Annotated in this window: 23 protein-coding genes; 11 read left to right on the top strand and 12 right to left on the bottom strand. The window is 44.5% G+C overall.

The genetic code is table 11. The annotated features are described in order from the left end of the window. The first annotated feature begins 21 nt into the window (after positions 1 to 21). Positions 22 to 246 carry a hypothetical protein gene (locus DCO16_RS08725; protein ID WP_173943290.1) on the top strand — a complete coding sequence of 75 codons (225 nt, stop codon included), beginning with the start codon at positions 22 to 24 and terminating at the stop codon, positions 244 to 246. Continuing rightward, positions 243 to 503 (top strand): hypothetical protein, encoded by a 261-nt coding sequence (locus DCO16_RS08720; protein ID WP_173943289.1) that lies wholly within the window; start codon positions 243 to 245, stop codon positions 501 to 503. The genes DCO16_RS08725 and DCO16_RS08720 overlap by 4 nt, the downstream gene beginning before the upstream one ends. Here DCO16_RS08720 and fnr read toward each other — a convergent pair. Further along, complete coding sequence (gene fnr / locus DCO16_RS08715; RefSeq protein WP_254598027.1) at positions 500 to 1,267, bottom strand: fumarate/nitrate reduction transcriptional regulator Fnr; 768 nt, start codon at positions 1,265 to 1,267, stop codon at positions 500 to 502. The two genes, DCO16_RS08720 and fnr, sit on opposite strands and share 4 nt — an antisense overlap. Before the next feature lie 87 nt (positions 1,268 to 1,354). Here fnr and DCO16_RS08710 point away from each other — a divergent pair, with 87 nt between their 5' ends. After that, positions 1,355 to 2,113, top strand: a complete 759-nt coding sequence (locus DCO16_RS08710) for a sulfite exporter TauE/SafE family protein (protein ID WP_173943288.1) — start codon at positions 1,355 to 1,357, stop codon at positions 2,111 to 2,113. Here DCO16_RS08710 and DCO16_RS08705 read toward each other — a convergent pair. Continuing rightward, positions 2,110 to 2,514: a DUF2177 family protein gene (locus tag DCO16_RS08705; RefSeq protein ID WP_173943287.1), complete on the bottom strand. Its 405-nt coding sequence runs from the start codon at positions 2,512 to 2,514 to the stop codon at positions 2,110 to 2,112. The two genes, DCO16_RS08710 and DCO16_RS08705, sit on opposite strands and share 4 nt — an antisense overlap. 88 nt (positions 2,515 to 2,602) lie before the next feature. Between DCO16_RS08705 and DCO16_RS08700 the strand changes: the two genes are divergently transcribed. Next, positions 2,603 to 3,043 (top strand): universal stress protein, encoded by a 441-nt coding sequence (locus tag DCO16_RS08700; RefSeq protein ID WP_173943286.1) that lies wholly within the window; start codon positions 2,603 to 2,605, stop codon positions 3,041 to 3,043. Between the two features lie 66 nt (positions 3,044 to 3,109). On the opposite strand, the gene DCO16_RS08695 is transcribed toward DCO16_RS08700, so the two are convergent. Further along, entirely contained in the window at positions 3,110 to 4,504 is a 1,395-nt protein-coding gene (locus tag DCO16_RS08695; RefSeq protein ID WP_173943285.1) for a M23 family metallopeptidase, read from the bottom strand. 191 nt (positions 4,505 to 4,695) lie between these two features. Here DCO16_RS08695 and DCO16_RS08690 point away from each other — a divergent pair, with 191 nt between their 5' ends. Beyond that, a complete protein-coding gene (locus tag DCO16_RS08690; RefSeq protein ID WP_173943284.1) occupies positions 4,696 to 5,829 on the top strand; it encodes a mandelate racemase/muconate lactonizing enzyme family protein in 1,134 nt (377 codons plus the stop codon). A 94-nt stretch (positions 5,830 to 5,923) separates the two neighbouring features. On the opposite strand, the gene DCO16_RS08685 is transcribed toward DCO16_RS08690, so the two are convergent. The 4 genes from DCO16_RS08685 to DCO16_RS08670 all read right to left on the bottom strand — a co-directional run bounded on the left by DCO16_RS08685 (position 5,924) and on the right by DCO16_RS08670 (position 10,919). Then, positions 5,924 to 7,936 (bottom strand): TRAP transporter permease, encoded by a 2,013-nt coding sequence (locus DCO16_RS08685; protein ID WP_173943283.1) that lies wholly within the window; start codon positions 7,934 to 7,936, stop codon positions 5,924 to 5,926. A gap of 107 nt (positions 7,937 to 8,043) precedes the next feature. Beyond that, entirely contained in the window at positions 8,044 to 8,994 is a 951-nt protein-coding gene (locus tag DCO16_RS08680; RefSeq protein WP_173943282.1) for a TAXI family TRAP transporter solute-binding subunit, read from the bottom strand. A gap of 57 nt (positions 8,995 to 9,051) precedes the next feature. Continuing rightward, positions 9,052 to 9,978: a dihydrodipicolinate synthase family protein gene (locus DCO16_RS08675; RefSeq protein WP_173943281.1), complete on the bottom strand. Its 927-nt coding sequence runs from the start codon at positions 9,976 to 9,978 to the stop codon at positions 9,052 to 9,054. A gap of 2 nt (positions 9,979 to 9,980) precedes the next feature. Beyond that, the gene (locus DCO16_RS08670; RefSeq protein WP_173943280.1) at positions 9,981 to 10,919 is read right to left on the bottom strand and encodes a 2-hydroxyacid dehydrogenase; all 939 of its coding nucleotides are present in this window, start codon (positions 10,917 to 10,919) and stop codon (positions 9,981 to 9,983) included. An 83-nt stretch (positions 10,920 to 11,002) separates the two neighbouring features. Between DCO16_RS08670 and DCO16_RS08665 the strand changes: the two genes are divergently transcribed. After that, complete coding sequence (locus DCO16_RS08665) at positions 11,003 to 11,944, top strand: 3-hydroxyacyl-CoA dehydrogenase family protein (RefSeq protein ID WP_173943279.1); 942 nt, start codon at positions 11,003 to 11,005, stop codon at positions 11,942 to 11,944. 57 nt (positions 11,945 to 12,001) lie between these two features. Then, positions 12,002 to 12,682: a cytochrome b/b6 domain-containing protein gene (locus tag DCO16_RS08660; RefSeq protein ID WP_173943278.1), complete on the top strand. Its 681-nt coding sequence runs from the start codon at positions 12,002 to 12,004 to the stop codon at positions 12,680 to 12,682. Here DCO16_RS08660 and DCO16_RS08655 read toward each other — a convergent pair whose 3' ends face one another. Together DCO16_RS08655 and DCO16_RS08650 are read right to left on the bottom strand one after the other, a co-directional pair. After that, positions 12,683 to 13,135 carry a c-type cytochrome gene (locus tag DCO16_RS08655; protein ID WP_173943277.1) on the bottom strand — a complete coding sequence of 151 codons (453 nt, stop codon included), beginning with the start codon at positions 13,133 to 13,135 and terminating at the stop codon, positions 12,683 to 12,685. It lies immediately after the preceding gene. Positions 13,136 to 13,252: 117 nt separating this feature from the next. Further along, the gene (locus DCO16_RS08650; RefSeq protein WP_173943276.1) at positions 13,253 to 13,915 is read right to left on the bottom strand and encodes a site-2 protease family protein; all 663 of its coding nucleotides are present in this window, start codon (positions 13,913 to 13,915) and stop codon (positions 13,253 to 13,255) included. A gap of 28 nt (positions 13,916 to 13,943) precedes the next feature. Here DCO16_RS08650 and DCO16_RS08645 point away from each other — a divergent pair, with 28 nt between their 5' ends. From DCO16_RS08645 to crcB, 4 genes are read left to right on the top strand one after another with little or no spacing between them, the layout of a single operon-like run. After that, positions 13,944 to 14,111, top strand: a complete 168-nt coding sequence (locus DCO16_RS08645) for a hypothetical protein (protein ID WP_173943275.1) — start codon at positions 13,944 to 13,946, stop codon at positions 14,109 to 14,111. A gap of 44 nt (positions 14,112 to 14,155) precedes the next feature. Beyond that, positions 14,156 to 14,293 (top strand): hypothetical protein, encoded by a 138-nt coding sequence (locus DCO16_RS08640; RefSeq protein ID WP_173943274.1) that lies wholly within the window; start codon positions 14,156 to 14,158, stop codon positions 14,291 to 14,293. 9 nt (positions 14,294 to 14,302) lie between these two features. Next, positions 14,303 to 15,082: a 4,5-DOPA-extradiol-dioxygenase gene (gene ygiD, locus DCO16_RS08635; protein ID WP_173943273.1), complete on the top strand. Its 780-nt coding sequence runs from the start codon at positions 14,303 to 14,305 to the stop codon at positions 15,080 to 15,082. Between the two features lie 9 nt (positions 15,083 to 15,091). Next, positions 15,092 to 15,469 carry a fluoride efflux transporter CrcB gene (gene crcB, locus DCO16_RS08630; RefSeq protein WP_173943272.1) on the top strand — a complete coding sequence of 126 codons (378 nt, stop codon included), beginning with the start codon at positions 15,092 to 15,094 and terminating at the stop codon, positions 15,467 to 15,469. Here crcB and DCO16_RS08625 read toward each other — a convergent pair whose 3' ends face one another. From DCO16_RS08625 to DCO16_RS08615, 3 genes are read right to left on the bottom strand one after another with little or no spacing between them, the layout of a single operon-like run. Next, on the bottom strand, positions 15,470 to 16,447 hold the full coding sequence (locus DCO16_RS08625) for a Bug family tripartite tricarboxylate transporter substrate binding protein (protein WP_173943271.1): 978 nt from the start codon (positions 16,445 to 16,447) through the stop codon (positions 15,470 to 15,472). It abuts the gene before it with no gap. Beyond that, the gene (locus DCO16_RS08620) at positions 16,444 to 16,965 is read right to left on the bottom strand and encodes a chromate transporter (protein ID WP_173943270.1); all 522 of its coding nucleotides are present in this window, start codon (positions 16,963 to 16,965) and stop codon (positions 16,444 to 16,446) included. The genes DCO16_RS08625 and DCO16_RS08620 overlap by 4 nt, the downstream gene beginning before the upstream one ends. Next, positions 16,962 to 17,501, bottom strand: coding sequence for a chromate transporter (locus DCO16_RS08615; RefSeq protein WP_173943269.1), 540 nt, complete (start codon positions 17,499 to 17,501; stop codon positions 16,962 to 16,964). The genes DCO16_RS08620 and DCO16_RS08615 overlap by 4 nt, the downstream gene beginning before the upstream one ends. Positions 17,502 to 17,505: the final 4 nt, after the last annotated feature.

The raw sequence follows: 17,505 nt of genomic DNA, 5'->3' as shown, positions 1-17,505 counted from the left end.
CTATGTATAAAAATGGAGACGATGAATATGTTAGATCACACAGTAAGTAAACCTTGGTTTAAGCAGTTATGGCCATGGCTGCTGATTAGTGGACCGGCTTTAGCTGCTATTGGTTGCATGATTACAATTTACCTGGCGATCACTCTGTATGCCGATAAACCGGTACGCGATGGTGTGGTGAAGCATGGTCTAAAAGTAGAGCAGCCTCGATCTGAAAAGCTTACAGAAGGGCAGAAAAGTAAATGAGACGCCGTCTCTTGATTTGGATTCTGTGGCCTTCTTTTTTAGTCGCTATCTTGGCTGAAGGTCTATTATTTAGTCTCATACATCCTTCGGAGATACTCTTTTTTGGGTATCACCCTAATATTTCAGACGAGGGTTTATATACCATTGGATTCTTTGTGATTTGGTTCTTTTGTGCGCTCTCGAGTGCCTTGACTACCTATATATTGCCAGGGACTTATGCTGATATGAGTAAGAAATCGGATGGGGAATTTATTTAAAGTCGCTTGATTTCGAGGGTGCGCTCTGGATTTGGAATACCAGCCAATTCATAGAGGCCATCCATATCAATCAATTTAATATGGCGCTGCTTAATTTGAATTAAACCTGACTCTGCAAAGCGAGACAACATACGGCTGACTGTCTCTATTTGGATGCCAAGGTAACTTCCCATTTCTACGCGACTCATCCGTAAATCAAATTCATGATCAAGATAGCCGCGAGCAGCAAGACGTTGAGAGAGGTTCAGCAAGAAAACAGCAAGCCGCTCTTCAGCGCGCAGGCTACCCAAGGAGAGTAGATGACGTTGATCTTGAGTTAACTCACGGCTGAGAATGCGATGAAACTGTTGCTGCAATACTGGAATCTGGCGTGCTAAGTCTTCAAAGGCCTCAAAGCCGATGATGCAAACATCACTTTCTTCTAGAGCAATAGCATCGGATTGGTATTGACCGTTGCCAATCCCATCTAAGCCTAGAATTTCCCCAGGAAGATGAAAGCCAATCACTTGTTGGCGACCATCCTCAAGACAGTGTTCGGTTTTAAGGGTGCCGTAGCGAATGCTGTAAACAGACTGAAGAGGATCTCCATGGCGATACAAACTTTGACCTTTTTGAAGATGGACACGTTCCTTGACCAGCAGATCAATCTGAGCAATATCACTCTGAGTGATTCCTACTGGAAGGCAAAATTGACCGAGTACACAAACAGAGCATTTGCTGCTGGGGGTATCTAAATGCACATCATGCATATTGGGCGTAGTCATCAGATCAGTTTATGCTACTTGAGTATGAAAAATTCTTTTATTTATATATCCGAACGATTTAGTCAATCTTAAGTCCATGGCAATTCAATGCTAACTTCAGGTCTGGTACTAGCAGTATTTCTAGGTGCCTTAGTGAGCGGCTGGCACTGCGCCTTAATGTGTGGAGGTATTGCATCTACTATTGAGCGGCAGGGCAGCCTAGGTAGCCAAGGTAAGCAGACAAATGACCTCCTGATGACCTTTCAGCCTCTGAAAAGTCGCTCACAACTTTTTTATCTGCAATTGATCATGCATATAGGTCGGCTAGTCACCTATGTCCTGCTGGGAGGACTAGCTGCTTGGATTGGGGTCGCAGTATGGCAGCAAAACTTGATCCCGATTCAGAGGCCCTTGTTTGCGCTGACCTCTCTGATCTTGTTGTTGATGGGGGTGCGTTTATTGCGCCAGAATCGAACTACTCCCTTATTCATTGGTAAGTGGCTTGGATCACACTTAGCCTCTTATTGGGCTCAATATTTAGGACGGTTTGCGAGTTACTCATCTCGATGGTTCAGTGGCATGTTGTGGGGATTGGTTCCCTGTGGCTTGGTATACAGCGTCTTACCACTTGCATTCTTATCAGGTGATATATGGACTGGCGCCGCCTTGATGCTGGCATTTGGTTTAGGAACCTTACCTAATTTGCTATTGATATCGAAGTTCTCGGCAACACTTACTCAATTTGGCCAATACGCCTGGGTGCGCTATCTCGCTGCTGGACTGTTATTGGTAGCCGGTATATTCGGTTTATATCGCGCCTGGTATTTGCCCGATGCGCTTCTCAAAGGCGGATTTTGTATTACTTAATAAGCCATTCGATTACCAACCCAATATGCAATAGTGGCAGAGACCGCTGTGACAGCAGATCCCCAGACAATGTCAATAAATGCTAGGCGAGTGGGAAAGTCGCGTATGACTGCTAAATTAGTGAGATCGTAGGTCATGTAGCAAAAGAACCCGAACAGGGCGCCAAACTGCAATGCGTACATCCATGATTGTTTAGAGAGTGCCGGCAGGGTGACAAAAATAGTCACACCTAAGGCATAAAGAAGATAAAAACCAAGCCCTGCTAATAGCTTAGGCTCATCTGCCATGAGAGAACCCATTTCAGAGCGATATAGGTTTTTTGCGATTCCAAGGAGCCACACCAAGTCAATAATGAGTAATGGAATGAGAAAAGAAAAATAGACCACTAGATACTTGAGCAATTTAGTCTCCTTATGATTCATTTGTAGGTGAATATTAAGTATTATGAACTTAAGCAGTATGTCAGGGTCTAATTTTAGGAGAATTACTATGTTTAAACATTTATTGGTGCCTGTTGATGGCTCGGATGTGAGTAAAAAGTCTTTGAAAAAGGTTGCTGCGCTGGCAAAAACAGATGGAGCCGCTATTACCTTGACGTATGTCTCAGATCCTATGCCACCGATCGCTTACTCTGATAGCTCTCTAGGTTATGGAGTGAGTCAGAAAGATCATCAAAATGCCTCTGATGCCTATGCTGCTGAGGTCTTTAAAAAAGCCATTGCTTTACTTGGGGCTGACTTGAAAGTGAAGTCTTTACATATTTCTAACAGTGTTTTGGCTGAAGGTATTCTGGAAGGCGCTAAAAAAGCCAAGGCAGATGTCATTGTGATGGCGTCGCATAAGCGTACTGGCATCAGTGGCATGTTATTAGGTAGTGAGACACATGAAGTAATTGTGCATTCCAAGTTACCAGTATTGGTTCTAGGTTAATTCCAGTAACCATGTAAGCAAAAAAGGGATCTCACCAGATCCCTTTTTTCATCGACAGACTTTTATTTAGTTCTTAATGGGTGTTCCAAGTAAAAGTATTTCTCTTGTAAGAAGTCCACTATCGCCTTCACGCATATTCCATAAATCCAGTTGATTTTTTTGGCTGTATGGGTCTAGATAAACGCCATCTTTTCTTAATTCAAAATGTAGATGTGGCCCGGTAGAGCGCCCCGTAGAACCTACATAACCAATCTCCAATCCTCGTCTGACTTCATTCCCTACGCCTAATTCAACATTGTAGTTACTGAGGTGAGCGTAATAGGTGCGGTAATTTCCTGGGTGCTCTAGGATGATGAGATTGCCAAAGGCACCGCTATAGCCCAGATGCACTACCTTGCCACTGGCTACACTAAATATGGGTGTTCCTGTAGGTGCCGAGTAATCAATTCCCATATGGGTGCGATAACGTTGTGGCGGTGCCGCAGGAGCAGGGCCACTTTTAGTTACAACCGGCTTTTTACTAGAGGCGCGCACACTGCCTACGCCACGTGATATGCGTCGATAGCTTAAAGGGTTAGTCCAGAATGTCCGCTCAATAGATTCTCCGGTTCCGGTGTAAAAACCTCCCGGAATACCACTACGCTCAATCCAAAACGCACTAGCAAATACTTCGCCAGAGCTAGGCTCAATAATTTCTGTAGCCCAAATTTGTGCCCAACGCTCTTTATCCCCAAAATCCACAATCAGGCGCACAACACTATTCGTGTTTTCTAGTGAGTTATTGTCTTCCGGATAAATTTGCTTGATAACCGAGTTGAGTTCCCAGACCAGCTCTACCGGTAACTTATCGCCCACTTTCTTTAGGTCATACAGCACATCGCTCAGCAGTAACTGAATTTCAGTAAAGCGTTTAGATTCATCTTTTAGGTAGTCTTGCTGAATTAAAAATCCACCTACTGCTGAAGGAGTAAATGTCCATACCTCAGTTTTAGCGTCTTGCACAGGACCGTTCATCACACTGAGGGATTCAAAGCGATTACGGCTTCCCAGAGCAAGTGCATATGGAATGCAATTACCCCGCATACGATTAAAAAATCCTCTGGTTTGCGCTTTAAAAAAATCATTCAAGCTGCGATCTTCCAAGCCAATGTTGGCTGGCAGATTTTCTTCATTAAAAGTGCGCGATATACAGCCCCGCTGCACACGATAGTCTAAATTATTGCCTGTATCGCTAATGAAATCACTATCACCTGGCTTAGAAAGCTCAGATTTTAGACTGAGATTCTGAGGGGACTTACTGGTAGATTTATCCCCTATTTTTACGCCAGCCTGATTAGGTTTTTGACTAGGTGTCTTTTGGCGTACCTGTGGTGTTTTATCGGTTTTTTTTGCTGGGCTTGCAGCCTGCTGTGCCTGAGCATGAAAAAATATTTCTAAGCCAGCAAAATATAGTGCACTCATCAGGACAATCGCGAGAAGCTGAATTTTTATTTTCTGAAGTCGCAACGGAGTACTCGCATTTTTTTCCACCCCTCAATTATCCAACATTGTTTGTAATAGGGTGAATCTTTATGTTGTGACGCAGCATTTTTTGATTTCAGGTCAGATGCCCCTAAAATCATTTATTGAATTATTTATTTATAGGAGCTTTGATGCCCATTATTGAATCAGTTTCTGTTGCAGCTGTTGCGGTTCCCTTGGATAAGGTGACTTCTTTTTCCACCCGTACCGTTTCGGAGCGCCACTATTGTTTGGTCAAGGTACGGGGTAAGGACGGAAACGAGGGTATTGGTTTTTCTTATATCGGTAGTGCTGGTGGCGATATTGCCAAAGTGGCAGTAGAGCAATTATTAGCGCCAAAACTGATTGGACAAAACAGCCATCGCAGCGAAGGCTTGTGGATGGAGATGTATAACGAATCTATTTTGCAAGGCCGTGCTGGGGCTGTCATGCGAGGCATATCTGTTTTAGATATCGCTCTTTGGGATTTAAACGCCCGTGCTGCTAAGCTGCCCTTGCACCAGTATTTAGGCTCTGTTGTTGATGATCGTGTGCCTGCTTATGCCAGTGGTGGCTACTATTTAGACGGAAAAACGCCTGCCATGCTCGGTAAAGAGATGGAATCCTATGTCAAGCAGGGTTTTAAGGCTGTGAAAATGAAAGTAGGTCGTCTATCCCCAAGAGAGGAAGAGGCGCGCGTGAAGGCCGCTCGTAAAGCAGTGGGAGAGGATGTGCTGCTCACCCTGGATGCGAATAATGCATGGCGTGATCTACCTACCGCCTTGGAATATATGCGCCGCTTTGAAGCCTACAACCCTTATTGGATTGAGGAGCCATTTTCTCCAGATGCGATTGACCTTCATGCGGCTTTAGCACGTCAAACTTCTATTAATGTCGCTACCGGTGAAATGGAAGCAGGGCGCTGGCGCTTTAGAGAATTGATTGATGCAGGTGGAGTGGCCATTTTGCAATCAGATGCTGCAGTCTGTGGAGGTATTACCGAATGGCGTCGAATTTCTGCTTATGCTGATTTAAAGGGAATTACTGTTTGCCCCCATTGGATGCATGACCTTCATGCACCATTGGTTGCCGCAACTCCAAATGCACGCTTTGTAGAGTTTTTCCTAGATGATCAAGTCCTGAACTTCCGCAGACTAATTAATAAACAATTAAGTTTTAAAAAAGGGGATTTGATTTTGCACAAAACTCCAGGACTCGGATTTGAGTTTGATGAAGCCGCAGTAAAGAAATATGCCGGTAAGGCTGCTTGGACCAAGATTGCATAAATCGTAGTGCAACAAAAAAAATCCCGCAGCAAATGCGGGATTATTCATTCAAGAGACGCTGTTGATAGCGTCGATGCTATTGCTCTTAGGTGGGCTAGCTCGCTTTAGGCTTGAGTCTAAAGTGCGTGATGGACTGAGTAATCAGCACTAATCCAAAACCCGCAAAGCCAATCAAGTCAGCCTCATTAGAAGGGTAGGCTAATGCCACTCCTGAAATCACCATGATGATGCGTTCAAAGGATTTAGTTTTTTCAATAAACCAGCCTTGGAGGCCGCCAGCCAAGCAAATAATACCTACGACTGCAGTAAATGAGATCCAGGCAATTTGCGACCAATCCGCTTGCTCTAACGCGGTAGTTGAGCCCATTAACAAAAGGCTCACGCCGGACTTATCAAGAACGAACATAAAGGGCACCAAAATCGCAGGGGCAACATACTTCCAAGTTTGCAAGGTTGTCTTATACGGATTGCCCTTACAGATTGCCGCTGCTGCAAATGGTGACAGCGCTGTGGGAGGCGATACCTCTGAAAGGACGGCGTAATAAAAGATAAACATATGGGCTGCAAAAGCGGGCACGCCTAAATTAATCAAGGCAGGTGCAGCGATGACTGCGCAAATAATGTACGAGGCAGTCACTGGTACGGCAAGACCAACTACCCACACCACCAGCGCAGTAAAGATTGCAGTAAGTAAGAGTGAGCCACCTGCATACTGAATCACAATAGAACTGAACTTCAAGCCAAGGCCAGTAAGCGTCACAGTACCCACAATTAGGCCAGCACCGGCGCACGTTGCTGCAATTGCCAAGACACCAGTAGAGCCTGATGCTAATGCTTTGGTCAAATTAGATTTGTAAAGACCGGCAAGGAGAGGTTCCTTTCCTTTAAACCAGTCCCAAGGAATGATGGCAGTATCCCTGCGCAACATACTCGAAAGTGCTGAGACCACTGTTGCCCAAAATACTGACATGACTGGTGAAAAGCCGAACAACATAAAGACCACAATGGAGATGAGTGAGAAGAAATGAAACCAATATTTTTTAGTCAGTTGCCAAGCACTTTCAGCAGCCTCAAATTGCATACTTTTCATACCATATTTACGGACATCAATTTCTACCATAACAAACAAGCCTAGGTAGAAAAGAATGGTTGGAATGGTTGCCATGAGTAATACATCTAAATACGAAATCTTTAAGAAGTCGGCAATTAAGAATGCCGCAGCACCTAGTACTGGCGGAGAAATAATTGCACCTAAGCCACCGGCAGCTAATAGTCCACCAGCAGCATTCTTTTCGTAACCGACTTTTTCAAGCATGGGGGCAGCGACAGAGCCAACAGTCACTGTCGTGGCAACACCTGAACCAGAGGGCCCACCAAGTAGGAATGAAGACAGGACAATGGTTCTTCCAACACCAGAGGATTTACCACCCATAGCGGCAAATGAAAAGTCGATAAAAAACTTACCCGCACCCGTAAATTGTAAGAAGGCGCCAAAAATTGTGAAGAGGATGATGAGGGTTGCAGATACATCGACTGCTGTGCCATAAATGCCCTCCAGCGTCATGAACATATAGCCTACGAGGCGATCTAGATCGTAACCTTTGTGAGTCCACGGGGCAGGCAGGTAATTACCAAATAAGGCATATAACAAAAAGAGGACAGTGACGCCAACCAAAATCATGCCATTGGTTCTTCGGACGCCCTCCAAAATCATGAGAACTAAGCCAATGCCCACTACAACATCGGTTGCGTTAGGCGCAGTATTTCTATCCATTAAGTCATCGCCCCCACTCAGAATGTAGTAAGCGACATACGTAGAGCCAATAGCAAATAAAATATCCCACCACATCAGGCGGTTTTTAAAGCGAGCAGCAATAGGAAAGCTGAGGAATACTAAAAACAAGACTAGAGCGACGTGAATCACTCGAAGTTGATGGGTAGGAACAATGGAGTACGCAGCATATAAATGAAATAGAGACATACCCACAGCCACGAGAGTGATGAACTTAGCCAAGAGACCTTTGTAGTCATTAGAATCCCCCTCCTCTTGCTTAATGAAGGCGTCTAATTTTTCCTGGGTTTCGTTATCAATAGCAGTCTGAGTCATGGCTCTACCTATTTGTATGTTTTTTCAAATCTACTAAGTTCAAAGAGTGGGCATGCCCACTCTTTGAGTTACAACTGAATCGCAAAGTCACTTAATGACTGACCAGCTTAATTTACTTTAATGTTCTTTTCTTTATAGTACTTTAAAGAACCTGGATGATATTCAATGGGAGTAGATTTTTGTTTCTGGTTTTCTAGCTTCACATTGATGTACTCAGCATGAGTTCTAACTAAATCCAGCTTGTTATCAAATACCGCTTTAGTAATCTTGTAAGCTTCGGCATCTGACATATTGGCATTGACTACTAGGATGTTAGCAACACCAGCAACCTTATTATTTTTAGTCATGCCCGAGTAGATCTCTTTTGGGATCTCGGTAGCAAAATAAAGATTACCGTATTTTTTGTTCATGGCGGCTACTTCAGCATCGGTATCCACCATCACAATTTTCATACCAGGGCTGTTAGCAAGATCAGTCACCGCAGCAGTTGGTAGACCACCAACCCAGAAGAAAGCATCAATCTTACGGTCTTTTACCGCATTGACAGACTCGGCAACACTTAAGCGCTCGCGTTTGACATCTTTATCTTTATCTAAGCCAGCAGCTTCTAATACACGAAACGCCATGACTTCTGTAGCACTGCCAGGGGCGCCAGTACTCACACGCTTGCCTTTTAAATCCTTCATGGACTTAATGCCGGTAGACTCAACAGTCACGACGTGCATCAAGTTTGGGTAAAGTACCATCAGCGTGCGTAAATCCACTTTTTTACCAGTAAATTTACCTTCACCAATTTGTGCATCTTTAGCAGCATCAGCCATAGAAAAGCCAACGTAAGGCTTACCTGTACCGATTAAGTTCAAATTATCTACAGAACCACCAGTGACTTCAGCTGTTGCTGACATTCCTGGTACTTTGCTGGAAAGTAAAGCAGCTAATCCACCGCCCATTGGGTAATACACGCCACCAGTACCACCTGTTGCGATAGAAATATTTTGTGCTTGGGCAACACCCCAAAATAATCCAAGGGATAAAGCAATTACTTTAAACAGCTTCATTTGGTATCTCCTATTGTGTATCTATTGTTTATCTATTAAATAAGTAAATCCAAAAAATCAAAGACCTTGCATACTGAAATTCATAGCTTCTAATTCTTTAAGCAATTTGGCTTGTTGGTCTGCACTAATTTGCATTAGTGGTGGGCGAACATTAAGCCACTCAGCATCTTTACTGTAATGCGCAACCGCAGTCTTCATGCCTGCAATCATTTGATATTGAGCAAAGATAGAGCGTACTTGATCTAAGGATTTTTGGCGTTGATCTGCATCAGATTCTCTCCAATGAGCGGCTAATTCTGAGATGGCCCTAGGGTTTACGTTAGCTGTAGCTGATATACATCCAACGCCACCAGCCCGCAAAGTGCGCATTAAGAATATTTCGCTACCTGCATAGACTCTAAAGCCTGATGGTGCCAAAAGCTTGATGACAGACTCTGTGTAGGCCCAATCACCAGAACTGTCTTTCATACCTACCACTGTTTTTGGATACTCTTTTGCGAGGCGCTCCAGTAAAGATAGGCTGAGGTTGATTTTTGTCACAGGCGGGATGTTGTAGATATAAATCTGTAATTTGCTATCACCCACCTTTTGAATCACCTCTGAGAAATAAGCAAACAAGCCATCATCGGTAATATCTTTGTAGTAGAACGGTGGCAACATGAGCACGCCAGCGCACTGATGTTGTACCGCATGGCGTGTCATGTGCACGGTGGCATCGATAGAAGTCGCACCCGTTCCAGGCATCATGTGTGCTGGATTCAAACCGCCCTCGACTAGGGAGGTAAGTAGATGCATCTTTTGCTCGTCAGACATCGAGTTCGCTTCTGAGTTCGTCCCAAAAATAGCTTGACCTACACCATTGCTCTCAAGCCATTGGCATTGCTTGAGTAATTTTTTTGCGTCTGGGCTACCGTCTTTTGTGAACGGAGTGAGTACTGGTGATAACACCGCAGGCAAAGTTGAGGGGTGAAGGGAAATCGTCATACTTACTCCAATTTAATTTTTACTTCTGTCAGAAGAGGTTGTTGATTATAAAAAGCTTCTAGGTTGCTTATTGCTAAATTTGTCATTAATTCCCTAGTTTCTGCAGTGGCACTACCAATATGAGGGGTGAGCAAGACATTATCAAGGCTAAGAAAGCCTGAATTGGGGTTGGGCTCATCTTCAAAGACATCGAGCGCTGCCCCAGCAATCTTTTTTTGCTGCAGTGCAACTAAAAGAGCACCTTCATCCACCACACTGCCACGAGCAATATTGATGAGATATCCCATTGGCCCTAAGGCCTCTAAAACTTCGGCACCCACCATTTTTTCTGTTTCAGGGCTAGCAGGGCAAGCAAGGAAAAGGACATCACAGGCTTTGGCCAGTGCTTGAATATTGGGGTAGTACTCGTAAGGCACATTTTTACGTGTCGGCCCTGTGTAGGCAATTTGTACCTTAAAAGACTCAAGGCGGGCAGCTAGATCTTGGCCAATACGCCCCATGCCAGCAATACCTACGCATTTACCAGCAAGGGTAGTAGTAGTTACAAAGGGTGCCTTAGACCAGGCACTACTTTTTACAAACTCCTGCGCTTGTGGAATTCGGCGCAGAAGTCCGAAAAGCATGCCAATAGCGAGCTCACAGACCGCATCATTTAATACACCTGGGGTGTTACTGGCTTTGATTCCATGAGCCTTGAGATAAGCTAAGGGGAGGTTGTCGTAACCAACACCGCAGGTGGCCACCATACGGATGCTCGGTATTTGCTCCAGTAATCCTTGGGGAAGCTGGGTATTTGAGCGAATGAGGATGCCAGTAAATTCACCGCTAGGTGGCTGAGCTTGAGGATCTAAAAGGTGAATCGTTTTAAGCCGTTGATCAATCTGTTTTTGCATTACTTCCGGGAATAGGCCAACCTGCAGCACTGAATTGACTGGGATCATGTCTCACTTACTTTTTTCTTGGAATAATGGAATCATTGTAAAAGGATTCATGGTCTACATATCTCAGATTAAGGAAAAATAAGATGCTTTTTACCCCAGCAGAAACAAAAGTAGTGATTGTCGGTGGTGGAACAATGGGGGCTGATGTGGCTGCGGTTTGTGCGCGTGGCGGTTGTGCCGTGCAAGTAGTTGAGCTTACGACCGAGCGTCGAGCATTATTACCTGACTACTTTATAAATACGCTGACTGATTTGGGTTATGAACACCGTACCCACCTACTGTCCGTAGCAGGCTCTTTAGATGAGGTGGAATGGTCAGAGGTTGATTTAGTGATCGAGTGTGTCCCAGAGCGACTTGATATAAAACAAGCCTTATTTGCCAAGCTAGAGCAATATGCAAAGCCTGAGACAGTATTAGCGAGCAATAGCTCGAGCTTTCCGATTAGTGAAATTGCTAGCGGTCTTAAAACAGCAGCGCGTATGATCGGTCTACATTTTTTTATGCCTGCGCATTTAGTGCCTTGTGTTGAAGTCGTCTATGGTGAAAAAACCTCACCTATGGTGGGAGATAGTTTATTCAGGCTCATGACTGCCTGTGGGATGGTGCCAGTGACGGTAAAAAAAGACTTACCCGGATTTTTAGCCAATCGTTTGCAGCATGCTTTATCGCGTGAAGCTTTTTCAATGGTAGATGCGGGCATTGCTACTTTAGAAGATATCGATAAGGCTGTACGTTTTGGTTTTGGTTTTCGCTACTTAGCAGCGGGTCCAGTGATGCAGCGCGATCATGCTGGCTTAGAAGTACATGGCGCTGCTGGAGCCAGTATTTATCCTTCATTAAACAATTCTCCAAATATTGCCAAGTGTTTGAGTGAGCGCGTTGCCAGTGGCAAGCTGGGTATGAAAACCGGCGAAGGGTTTTTCCCTTGGACATCGGAAACCATTAAGGCAGAGCGTGAACGCTATGACAATCTCTTGCGTGCTGGTTTGAAATTAATCCAGAAAGAGTTGCCTGAAATTAAGTAGTGCGTTTGTAGTACGTTTGCAGTGAGATCTTTGTAATCATGCTTTATGCTTGGACTTATGAAGAAAATCATTCGAGTGTGGGACTTGCCCATTCGCTTATTTCACTGGACATTGGTAATTTGCATTGTTACTAGCTTTATCACGGTCAATATTGGTGGTAATGCGATGGAGTGGCATGCGCTTTCAGGCTATTGCATTCTCACGCTGATTATTTTCAGAATCTGTTGGGGCTTGCTGGGCTCACATCATGCGCGTTTCATCAATTTTGTTCCTAGCCCAAAAGAGTTGTATCAATACTTGACTGGAAAACCTTCGGCAAAACTGGGACACAATCCCCTAGGCTCACTCTCGGTCCTAGCCTTCATTCTCGCAATAGGGGTTCAGGCAGTAACAGGTTTATTTGCAAACGACCAGATTGCGTTTGAAGGTCCCTTTGCAAAATATGTGAGCAACTCTACAGTGGAACTACTCACGTCAATTCACTACTTTAATAAATGGGTTTTATTGGGGCTGATAACGCTACATATCTCCGCCATTTTGTATTACCAAAAGGTCAAAGGTGAAAACTTAGTCAAGCCGATGCTTTTGGGGGATAAAGAAATTGATCCAAGCAAGGAGACAAGATATCTGCCTGCTGACTTGGATCAAGACTCCAAAGATGGAGGTCTGCAACGCAGCTATGCTGCTGGGTTGCTTTGTCTGATAGCGCTAACGCTGGCTTACTTCGTTAGCAAATAATTATTTTTTCTTAAAGTCATCATGGCAGCCTTTACAGGTTTGCCCAGCCGCACCAAAAGCTTTTTTAATACTTTCTAAATCACCTGTTTGGGCTACTGTATTGAGATTCGCTACCGCTAGCTGCATCTTTTCTGAAGCAGCTTTGAACTTCGCATTGTCTGACCAAATAGCAGGCAGTGCGTTCCCACCTTCCGTGCCTGGACCAAAGGCTTGCCATGGTAATGTAGAGAGGGTAGCAACAACCGCTGCATTTTTTGCAACATCTTCTTTGTTATAAGGTGCTTCACCCTTCACAACAGCCCCAATTTTGGAGAAGGAGTTGGCCATTACGGTGTAAGCACTCTGCCGATATTTAATGGCATCTTCCGGCTTTTTAAATTGTGCAAAAGCGGTGCCAGATCCAGCAGCGATGATCACAGCAGTACTAGCTAGAATAATTTGTTGAATTTTCATCACATCTCCTTAAATTTGGTTGATACATCAATTGCAAATCCTTATCGAAATGAGCATACACCTGAATAATGCCATTGGCTATGCATAGAGGTCTGCGCATGGGGCCAGCATCATCGCTTAAAATAGGATTTGCAGGGGAAGAGTGACAAAGTAAATGACGCTCTTAAAAAATGCTATCAGGGGCTCCATCCAGAATGATCCAATCACCCCAGTAAAAACTAGGCCTAAAACAATAAAAAAGCCCCAAGGCTCGACTTTACCTAGGAGGATGGATTGACGTGCCGGTAGGAGTCCAGCCAGGATGCGACCTCCATCCAGTGGTGGAAGCGGGAAGAGATTAAATACCAGTAGTCCTAAATTCCAAATAATCCCGGCTTGGGACATCGCTAGCAGAAATCGCTCATTGATGCCAAAGCCTATGAGGGTAATTAGTAATATTGCCCAAATAAGTGCCTGAAAGAAGTTAGAGCCCGGACCCGCTAATGCCACCCAAATGGAGTCTATGCGGGGATTTTTTAGGCGATCAAAGCGAACGGGTACAGGCTTGGCATAGCCCACCAAAAAGGGTGATCCCGTCAAAATCAACAACAAGGGAATCAGGATAGTGCCGACAGGATCAATGTGCTTCAAAGGATTGAGGGTGACTCTACCTAATAGGTAGGCAGTATCATCGCCCAGTTTTCGTGCCGCATAACCATGGGCAGCTTCGTGAATGGTAATGGCGAAAATCAAAGGAATGGCATTAATGGCTACAGCTTGGATAGAATAGTCAGTAATCATGACAATATGATATCTATAGGAGCAAAAAGTGACTGACGATAAAAAACCTGACCCTAAAGCGGCTGCGAAGCCAGCAAGCGTAAAACCAGCGGCGCGACCACCGGCCCCCAAAGGCCCATCAGGCCCTGGTGGAAGGCCTCAAGCTGGCTTTGGTGGTGGAAAATCCATCATGCGTAAGGCTGGCCGAGGCCGATAGTGGATAATTAGTGCATTAATCAATATGTCTAATGGGAATTTGATATGAATGAGTGGCATAAAGAGTCGAAAGACGAAATCAATAAGAAAATCATTACCTTGATCGTAATGTTGGCGATTGCTACAAGTTTGGCTATTTTGTTTGCGTTAGTTGCTGCCCATATTGGTTACGTGTTCGGCTAATTTTTATTCATGACTAGCCATCGCCAACCTGCATTATTTGCTGGCCATGGCAGTCCGATGTACGCTATTGAGCCCAATCGCTACACAGCGACATGGGCTGCTCTCGGTAAATCTCTCCCTCGTCCTGATGCTGTATTGGTGATTTCTGCACATTGGGTTACTCGTGGGGTTTGGCTTACTGCGATGCCAAAACCCAAAACCATTCACGACTTTGGGGGATTTCCTCCCGAATTATTTGAGATTCAATACCCAGCACTCGGCAGCCCTGCTTTAGCGGATCGCGTAAAAGAATTACTTGATATTCCTGTAGTGCTCGAAGAGTATGAATGGGGCATAGATCATGGGGCGTGGTCAGTTCTGAAGTATCTTTATCCACAAGCAGATATTCCTGTAGTGCAACTTAGCTTAGATGGCTCTTTGTCGGCGAGTGAACACTATGCCTTGGCTAAAAAATTACGCCCTCTACGTGATGAGAATATTTTAATTTTGAGCAGCGGAAACGTTGTTCACAACTTAGGCACTATGCATTGGGAGGATGATGCCCAGCCTTATGCGTGGGCTACAGAGTTCAATGATTTTTTTGTTTCAGAAATACATGCTAACCATCACGACGCCTTGATTCATTGGGAGCGGTTTGGCGAAGCTGCCCACTCTTCTATTCCAACATCTGAACACTATTGGCCTGCTTTGTATACCTTAGCTTTGCAAGAAGAAGGTGAGCAAGCAAAGGTACTCATAAATGGTATCGAGATGGGCTCTATCGGCATGCTCACTTTCAGTATTCAATAAGTGTTAAATATGTGGCCATCTCTTCTTGCGATTTTCTGTGGTGCTGGTATCGGCGCCTTGCTCAGAGCAGGTTTTAATTTAGCCACTGTTGGGATAGCATCCACTTTACCCTTGGGAACGTTCATGGCAAATATGGTGGGAGGATATTTTGTTGGGATTGCTGTAGCTTTTTTTGGCAACAATCCAAGCCTATCTCCCGAATGGAAGCTATTTGTGATCACAGGATTTTTAGGTGGTCTCACCACCTTCTCTAGTTTTTCTGCGGAGGTAGTGGGATTAATGCAGCGTGGTGAAGTGACTTGGGCATTGGGTACTGCATTGCTTCATTTAGTCGGATCGTTAGTACTTACCTTCTTGGGTATTTTGACCTACCAAGCACTGAAATAGTTATTCAGGCTTAATATTTCCAGCCTTGACAACCCCACTCCATTTAGTAGCTTCTGACTTTATAAGTGCTGCAAAGTCTGCAGGGGTGCCTCCGCCAATCTCATTACCTTGTGACAACATTAATTCTCGAAGCTGTGGATCTTTTAATGCCTCATTCGCAGCAGCATTAAGCTTTTCAATAATGGCTTTAGGTGTCTTTGCAGGCGCAATAAACCCTTGCCAATTAAGCACCTCAATTTTGGGATAACCAACTTCAGAGAAACTAGGGACATTCGGAAAGAGGGGCGACCGTTTTTTACTCGTAATCGCTATTGGACGAAGCTTATCGGCTTTAATGTTCGTGACAGCTGAATACATTTGATCAAACATCATATCGACATTGCCTGCCATTAAGTCTGTTAGTGCGGCTGAACCACTTTTATAAGGTACATGAATCATTTTAATGTCGGCATTTTGCATCAGTAATTCAGCAGAAAGTTGATGGCTGCCACCAATGCCACCTGAAGAGAATGTGAGTGTGCCTGGTTTTGCTTTAGCGGCAGCCACAATCTCCTGAATAGTTTTGTATGGTGAGTTGGGGTTAACAACTAAAATTAATGGCCCTCTTTCAATCAGAATGATGGGAGTTAAATCTGTTTCTGGGTCATAGCGTAAATTGCCGAACAGGGTTTTATTGACTGCCATTGGTGCAAAGTTCCCCATGCCAATGGTGTATCCATCCGGATTAGCTCTGGCTATAAATTCCGTGCCAATATTTCCTCCTGCACCAGGCTTGTTGTCGATTACTATGGGCTGCTTGAGGATCACACTCATTTTTTGAGCTAACTGCCTACTTCTTGAATCAGCGCTACCGCCAGCACCATAAGGCACGATTAAATTAATCGGTTTATTGGGATAGTTTGCTTGAGCCCATGCCGCACTGGGCATCAAGAGAGTTGAGCAAATAATTGAAGCTAAAAGAGTGGATGTGATTTTCATATGTATCCCAGTACTCCTAAGCCAGCACCTAGTCCAATCAAATACAAAGGATGCCAGCGCGTAAAGAGGGTTAGACCAATTGTGAGTAAGGTCAAAAGGTAAGCAGCCTGACTATGATTAATTTGTAAGGCAATTTGCCAAGCAGAGGAGAGCACTAGCCCAATAGCAAGGGCAGCAGCAGCGTATTGAATTACTTTCTTTTTGTGTTGATCTTGCATGCGAGTAATAAAGCGCTGTAAAAAGAACACCAGAATTGAAGATGGCCACGCAATCGCAAAGGTAGCGATTAGGGCGCCTACTACGCCGTAGACATGCCATCCTATTAAGGTGACCGTCATGAAATTCGGGCCAGGAGCGGCCTGAGCTATCGCAAAGTAATCAGCAAACGTTTGTAGATCAATCCAATGTTCTTGTCGTACAGATAAATCTAGGAGACTAGGGAGTAGTGCATTTACCCCGCCGAAAGCAATAAGTGAAAAAGCAGATAGCTTTAGAAAAAGACTAAGAAGAATGCTCATAATTTGCGCGCCTTCTTGTTTGCCAAGAGCAGAGCAAGCGGAGATGAGATCAGCACCACCCAGCCAAGTCCGAGATGAAAATAGCTTGCTGCTATGACAGTGACTATAACCACTAAAAACATTGCTGGAAATTGAAACTCATCACGCATCATTTTGAATCCAGTTGACGCAATCAAACCTACGCCTACGGCAGAGATACCGCGCAAAATACCTCTGACAGAATCTAAGTAGCTGTAGTGCTCATACAGCAGCGCCAATAGCATCACAATACAAATTGGCCCTAGCGTTAAACCCAAGACTGCAGCTATAGCACCTCTGGCTCCACCAAAGCGAGAGCCAATGCAGACGGCCAGATTAACAATATTGGGTCCGGGCACAATTTGGCATATTCCTAAAATAGCGCTGAACTCTTCTGAGCTGAGTATTTTGTCTTTTTCTACGAGGGTACGGCGTGCCCAAGGCAGCACTCCACCAAAGCCGGACATACCTATTTTGCTAAAACTAATAAATAGCTGGGTTGGGGTCAGCGTATGCAAAATG

Source organism: Polynucleobacter antarcticus (assembly GCF_013307245.1).
GTDB classification, from domain to species: Bacteria; Pseudomonadota; Gammaproteobacteria; order Burkholderiales; family Burkholderiaceae; genus Polynucleobacter; species Polynucleobacter antarcticus.
This window is presented reverse-complemented; position numbering and strand designations above follow the sequence as displayed.

Excerpts from the sequence above, each read along its gene's own strand:
- DCO16_RS08725 (WP_173943290.1), top strand. The coding sequence starts at position 22 with ATGAATATGTTAGATCACACAGTAAGTAAACCTTGGTTTAAGCAGTTA.
- DCO16_RS08720 (WP_173943289.1), top strand. The coding sequence starts at position 243 with ATGAGACGCCGTCTCTTGATTTGGATTCTGTGGCCTTCTTTTTTAGTC.
- fnr (WP_254598027.1), bottom strand. The coding sequence starts at position 1,267 with ATGACTACGCCCAATATGCATGATGTGCATTTAGATACCCCCAGCAGC.
- DCO16_RS08710 (WP_173943288.1), top strand. The coding sequence starts at position 1,355 with ATGCTAACTTCAGGTCTGGTACTAGCAGTATTTCTAGGTGCCTTAGTG.
- DCO16_RS08700 (WP_173943286.1), top strand. The coding sequence starts at position 2,603 with ATGTTTAAACATTTATTGGTGCCTGTTGATGGCTCGGATGTGAGTAAA.
- DCO16_RS08695 (WP_173943285.1), bottom strand. The coding sequence starts at position 4,504 with ATGAGTGCACTATATTTTGCTGGCTTAGAAATATTTTTTCATGCTCAG.
- DCO16_RS08690 (WP_173943284.1), top strand. The coding sequence starts at position 4,696 with ATGCCCATTATTGAATCAGTTTCTGTTGCAGCTGTTGCGGTTCCCTTG.
- DCO16_RS08685 (WP_173943283.1), bottom strand. The coding sequence starts at position 7,936 with ATGACTCAGACTGCTATTGATAACGAAACCCAGGAAAAATTAGACGCC.
- DCO16_RS08680 (WP_173943282.1), bottom strand. The coding sequence starts at position 8,994 with ATGAAGCTGTTTAAAGTAATTGCTTTATCCCTTGGATTATTTTGGGGT.
- DCO16_RS08675 (WP_173943281.1), bottom strand. The coding sequence starts at position 9,978 with ATGACGATTTCCCTTCACCCCTCAACTTTGCCTGCGGTGTTATCACCA.
- DCO16_RS08670 (WP_173943280.1), bottom strand. The coding sequence starts at position 10,919 with ATGATCCCAGTCAATTCAGTGCTGCAGGTTGGCCTATTCCCGGAAGTA.
- DCO16_RS08665 (WP_173943279.1), top strand. The coding sequence starts at position 11,003 with ATGCTTTTTACCCCAGCAGAAACAAAAGTAGTGATTGTCGGTGGTGGA.
- DCO16_RS08660 (WP_173943278.1), top strand. The coding sequence starts at position 12,002 with ATGAAGAAAATCATTCGAGTGTGGGACTTGCCCATTCGCTTATTTCAC.
- DCO16_RS08655 (WP_173943277.1), bottom strand. The coding sequence starts at position 13,135 with ATGAAAATTCAACAAATTATTCTAGCTAGTACTGCTGTGATCATCGCT.
- DCO16_RS08650 (WP_173943276.1), bottom strand. The coding sequence starts at position 13,915 with ATGATTACTGACTATTCTATCCAAGCTGTAGCCATTAATGCCATTCCT.
- DCO16_RS08640 (WP_173943274.1), top strand. The coding sequence starts at position 14,156 with ATGAATGAGTGGCATAAAGAGTCGAAAGACGAAATCAATAAGAAAATC.
- ygiD (WP_173943273.1), top strand. The coding sequence starts at position 14,303 with ATGACTAGCCATCGCCAACCTGCATTATTTGCTGGCCATGGCAGTCCG.
- crcB (WP_173943272.1), top strand. The coding sequence starts at position 15,092 with ATGTGGCCATCTCTTCTTGCGATTTTCTGTGGTGCTGGTATCGGCGCC.
- DCO16_RS08625 (WP_173943271.1), bottom strand. The coding sequence starts at position 16,447 with ATGAAAATCACATCCACTCTTTTAGCTTCAATTATTTGCTCAACTCTC.
- DCO16_RS08620 (WP_173943270.1), bottom strand. The coding sequence starts at position 16,965 with ATGAGCATTCTTCTTAGTCTTTTTCTAAAGCTATCTGCTTTTTCACTT.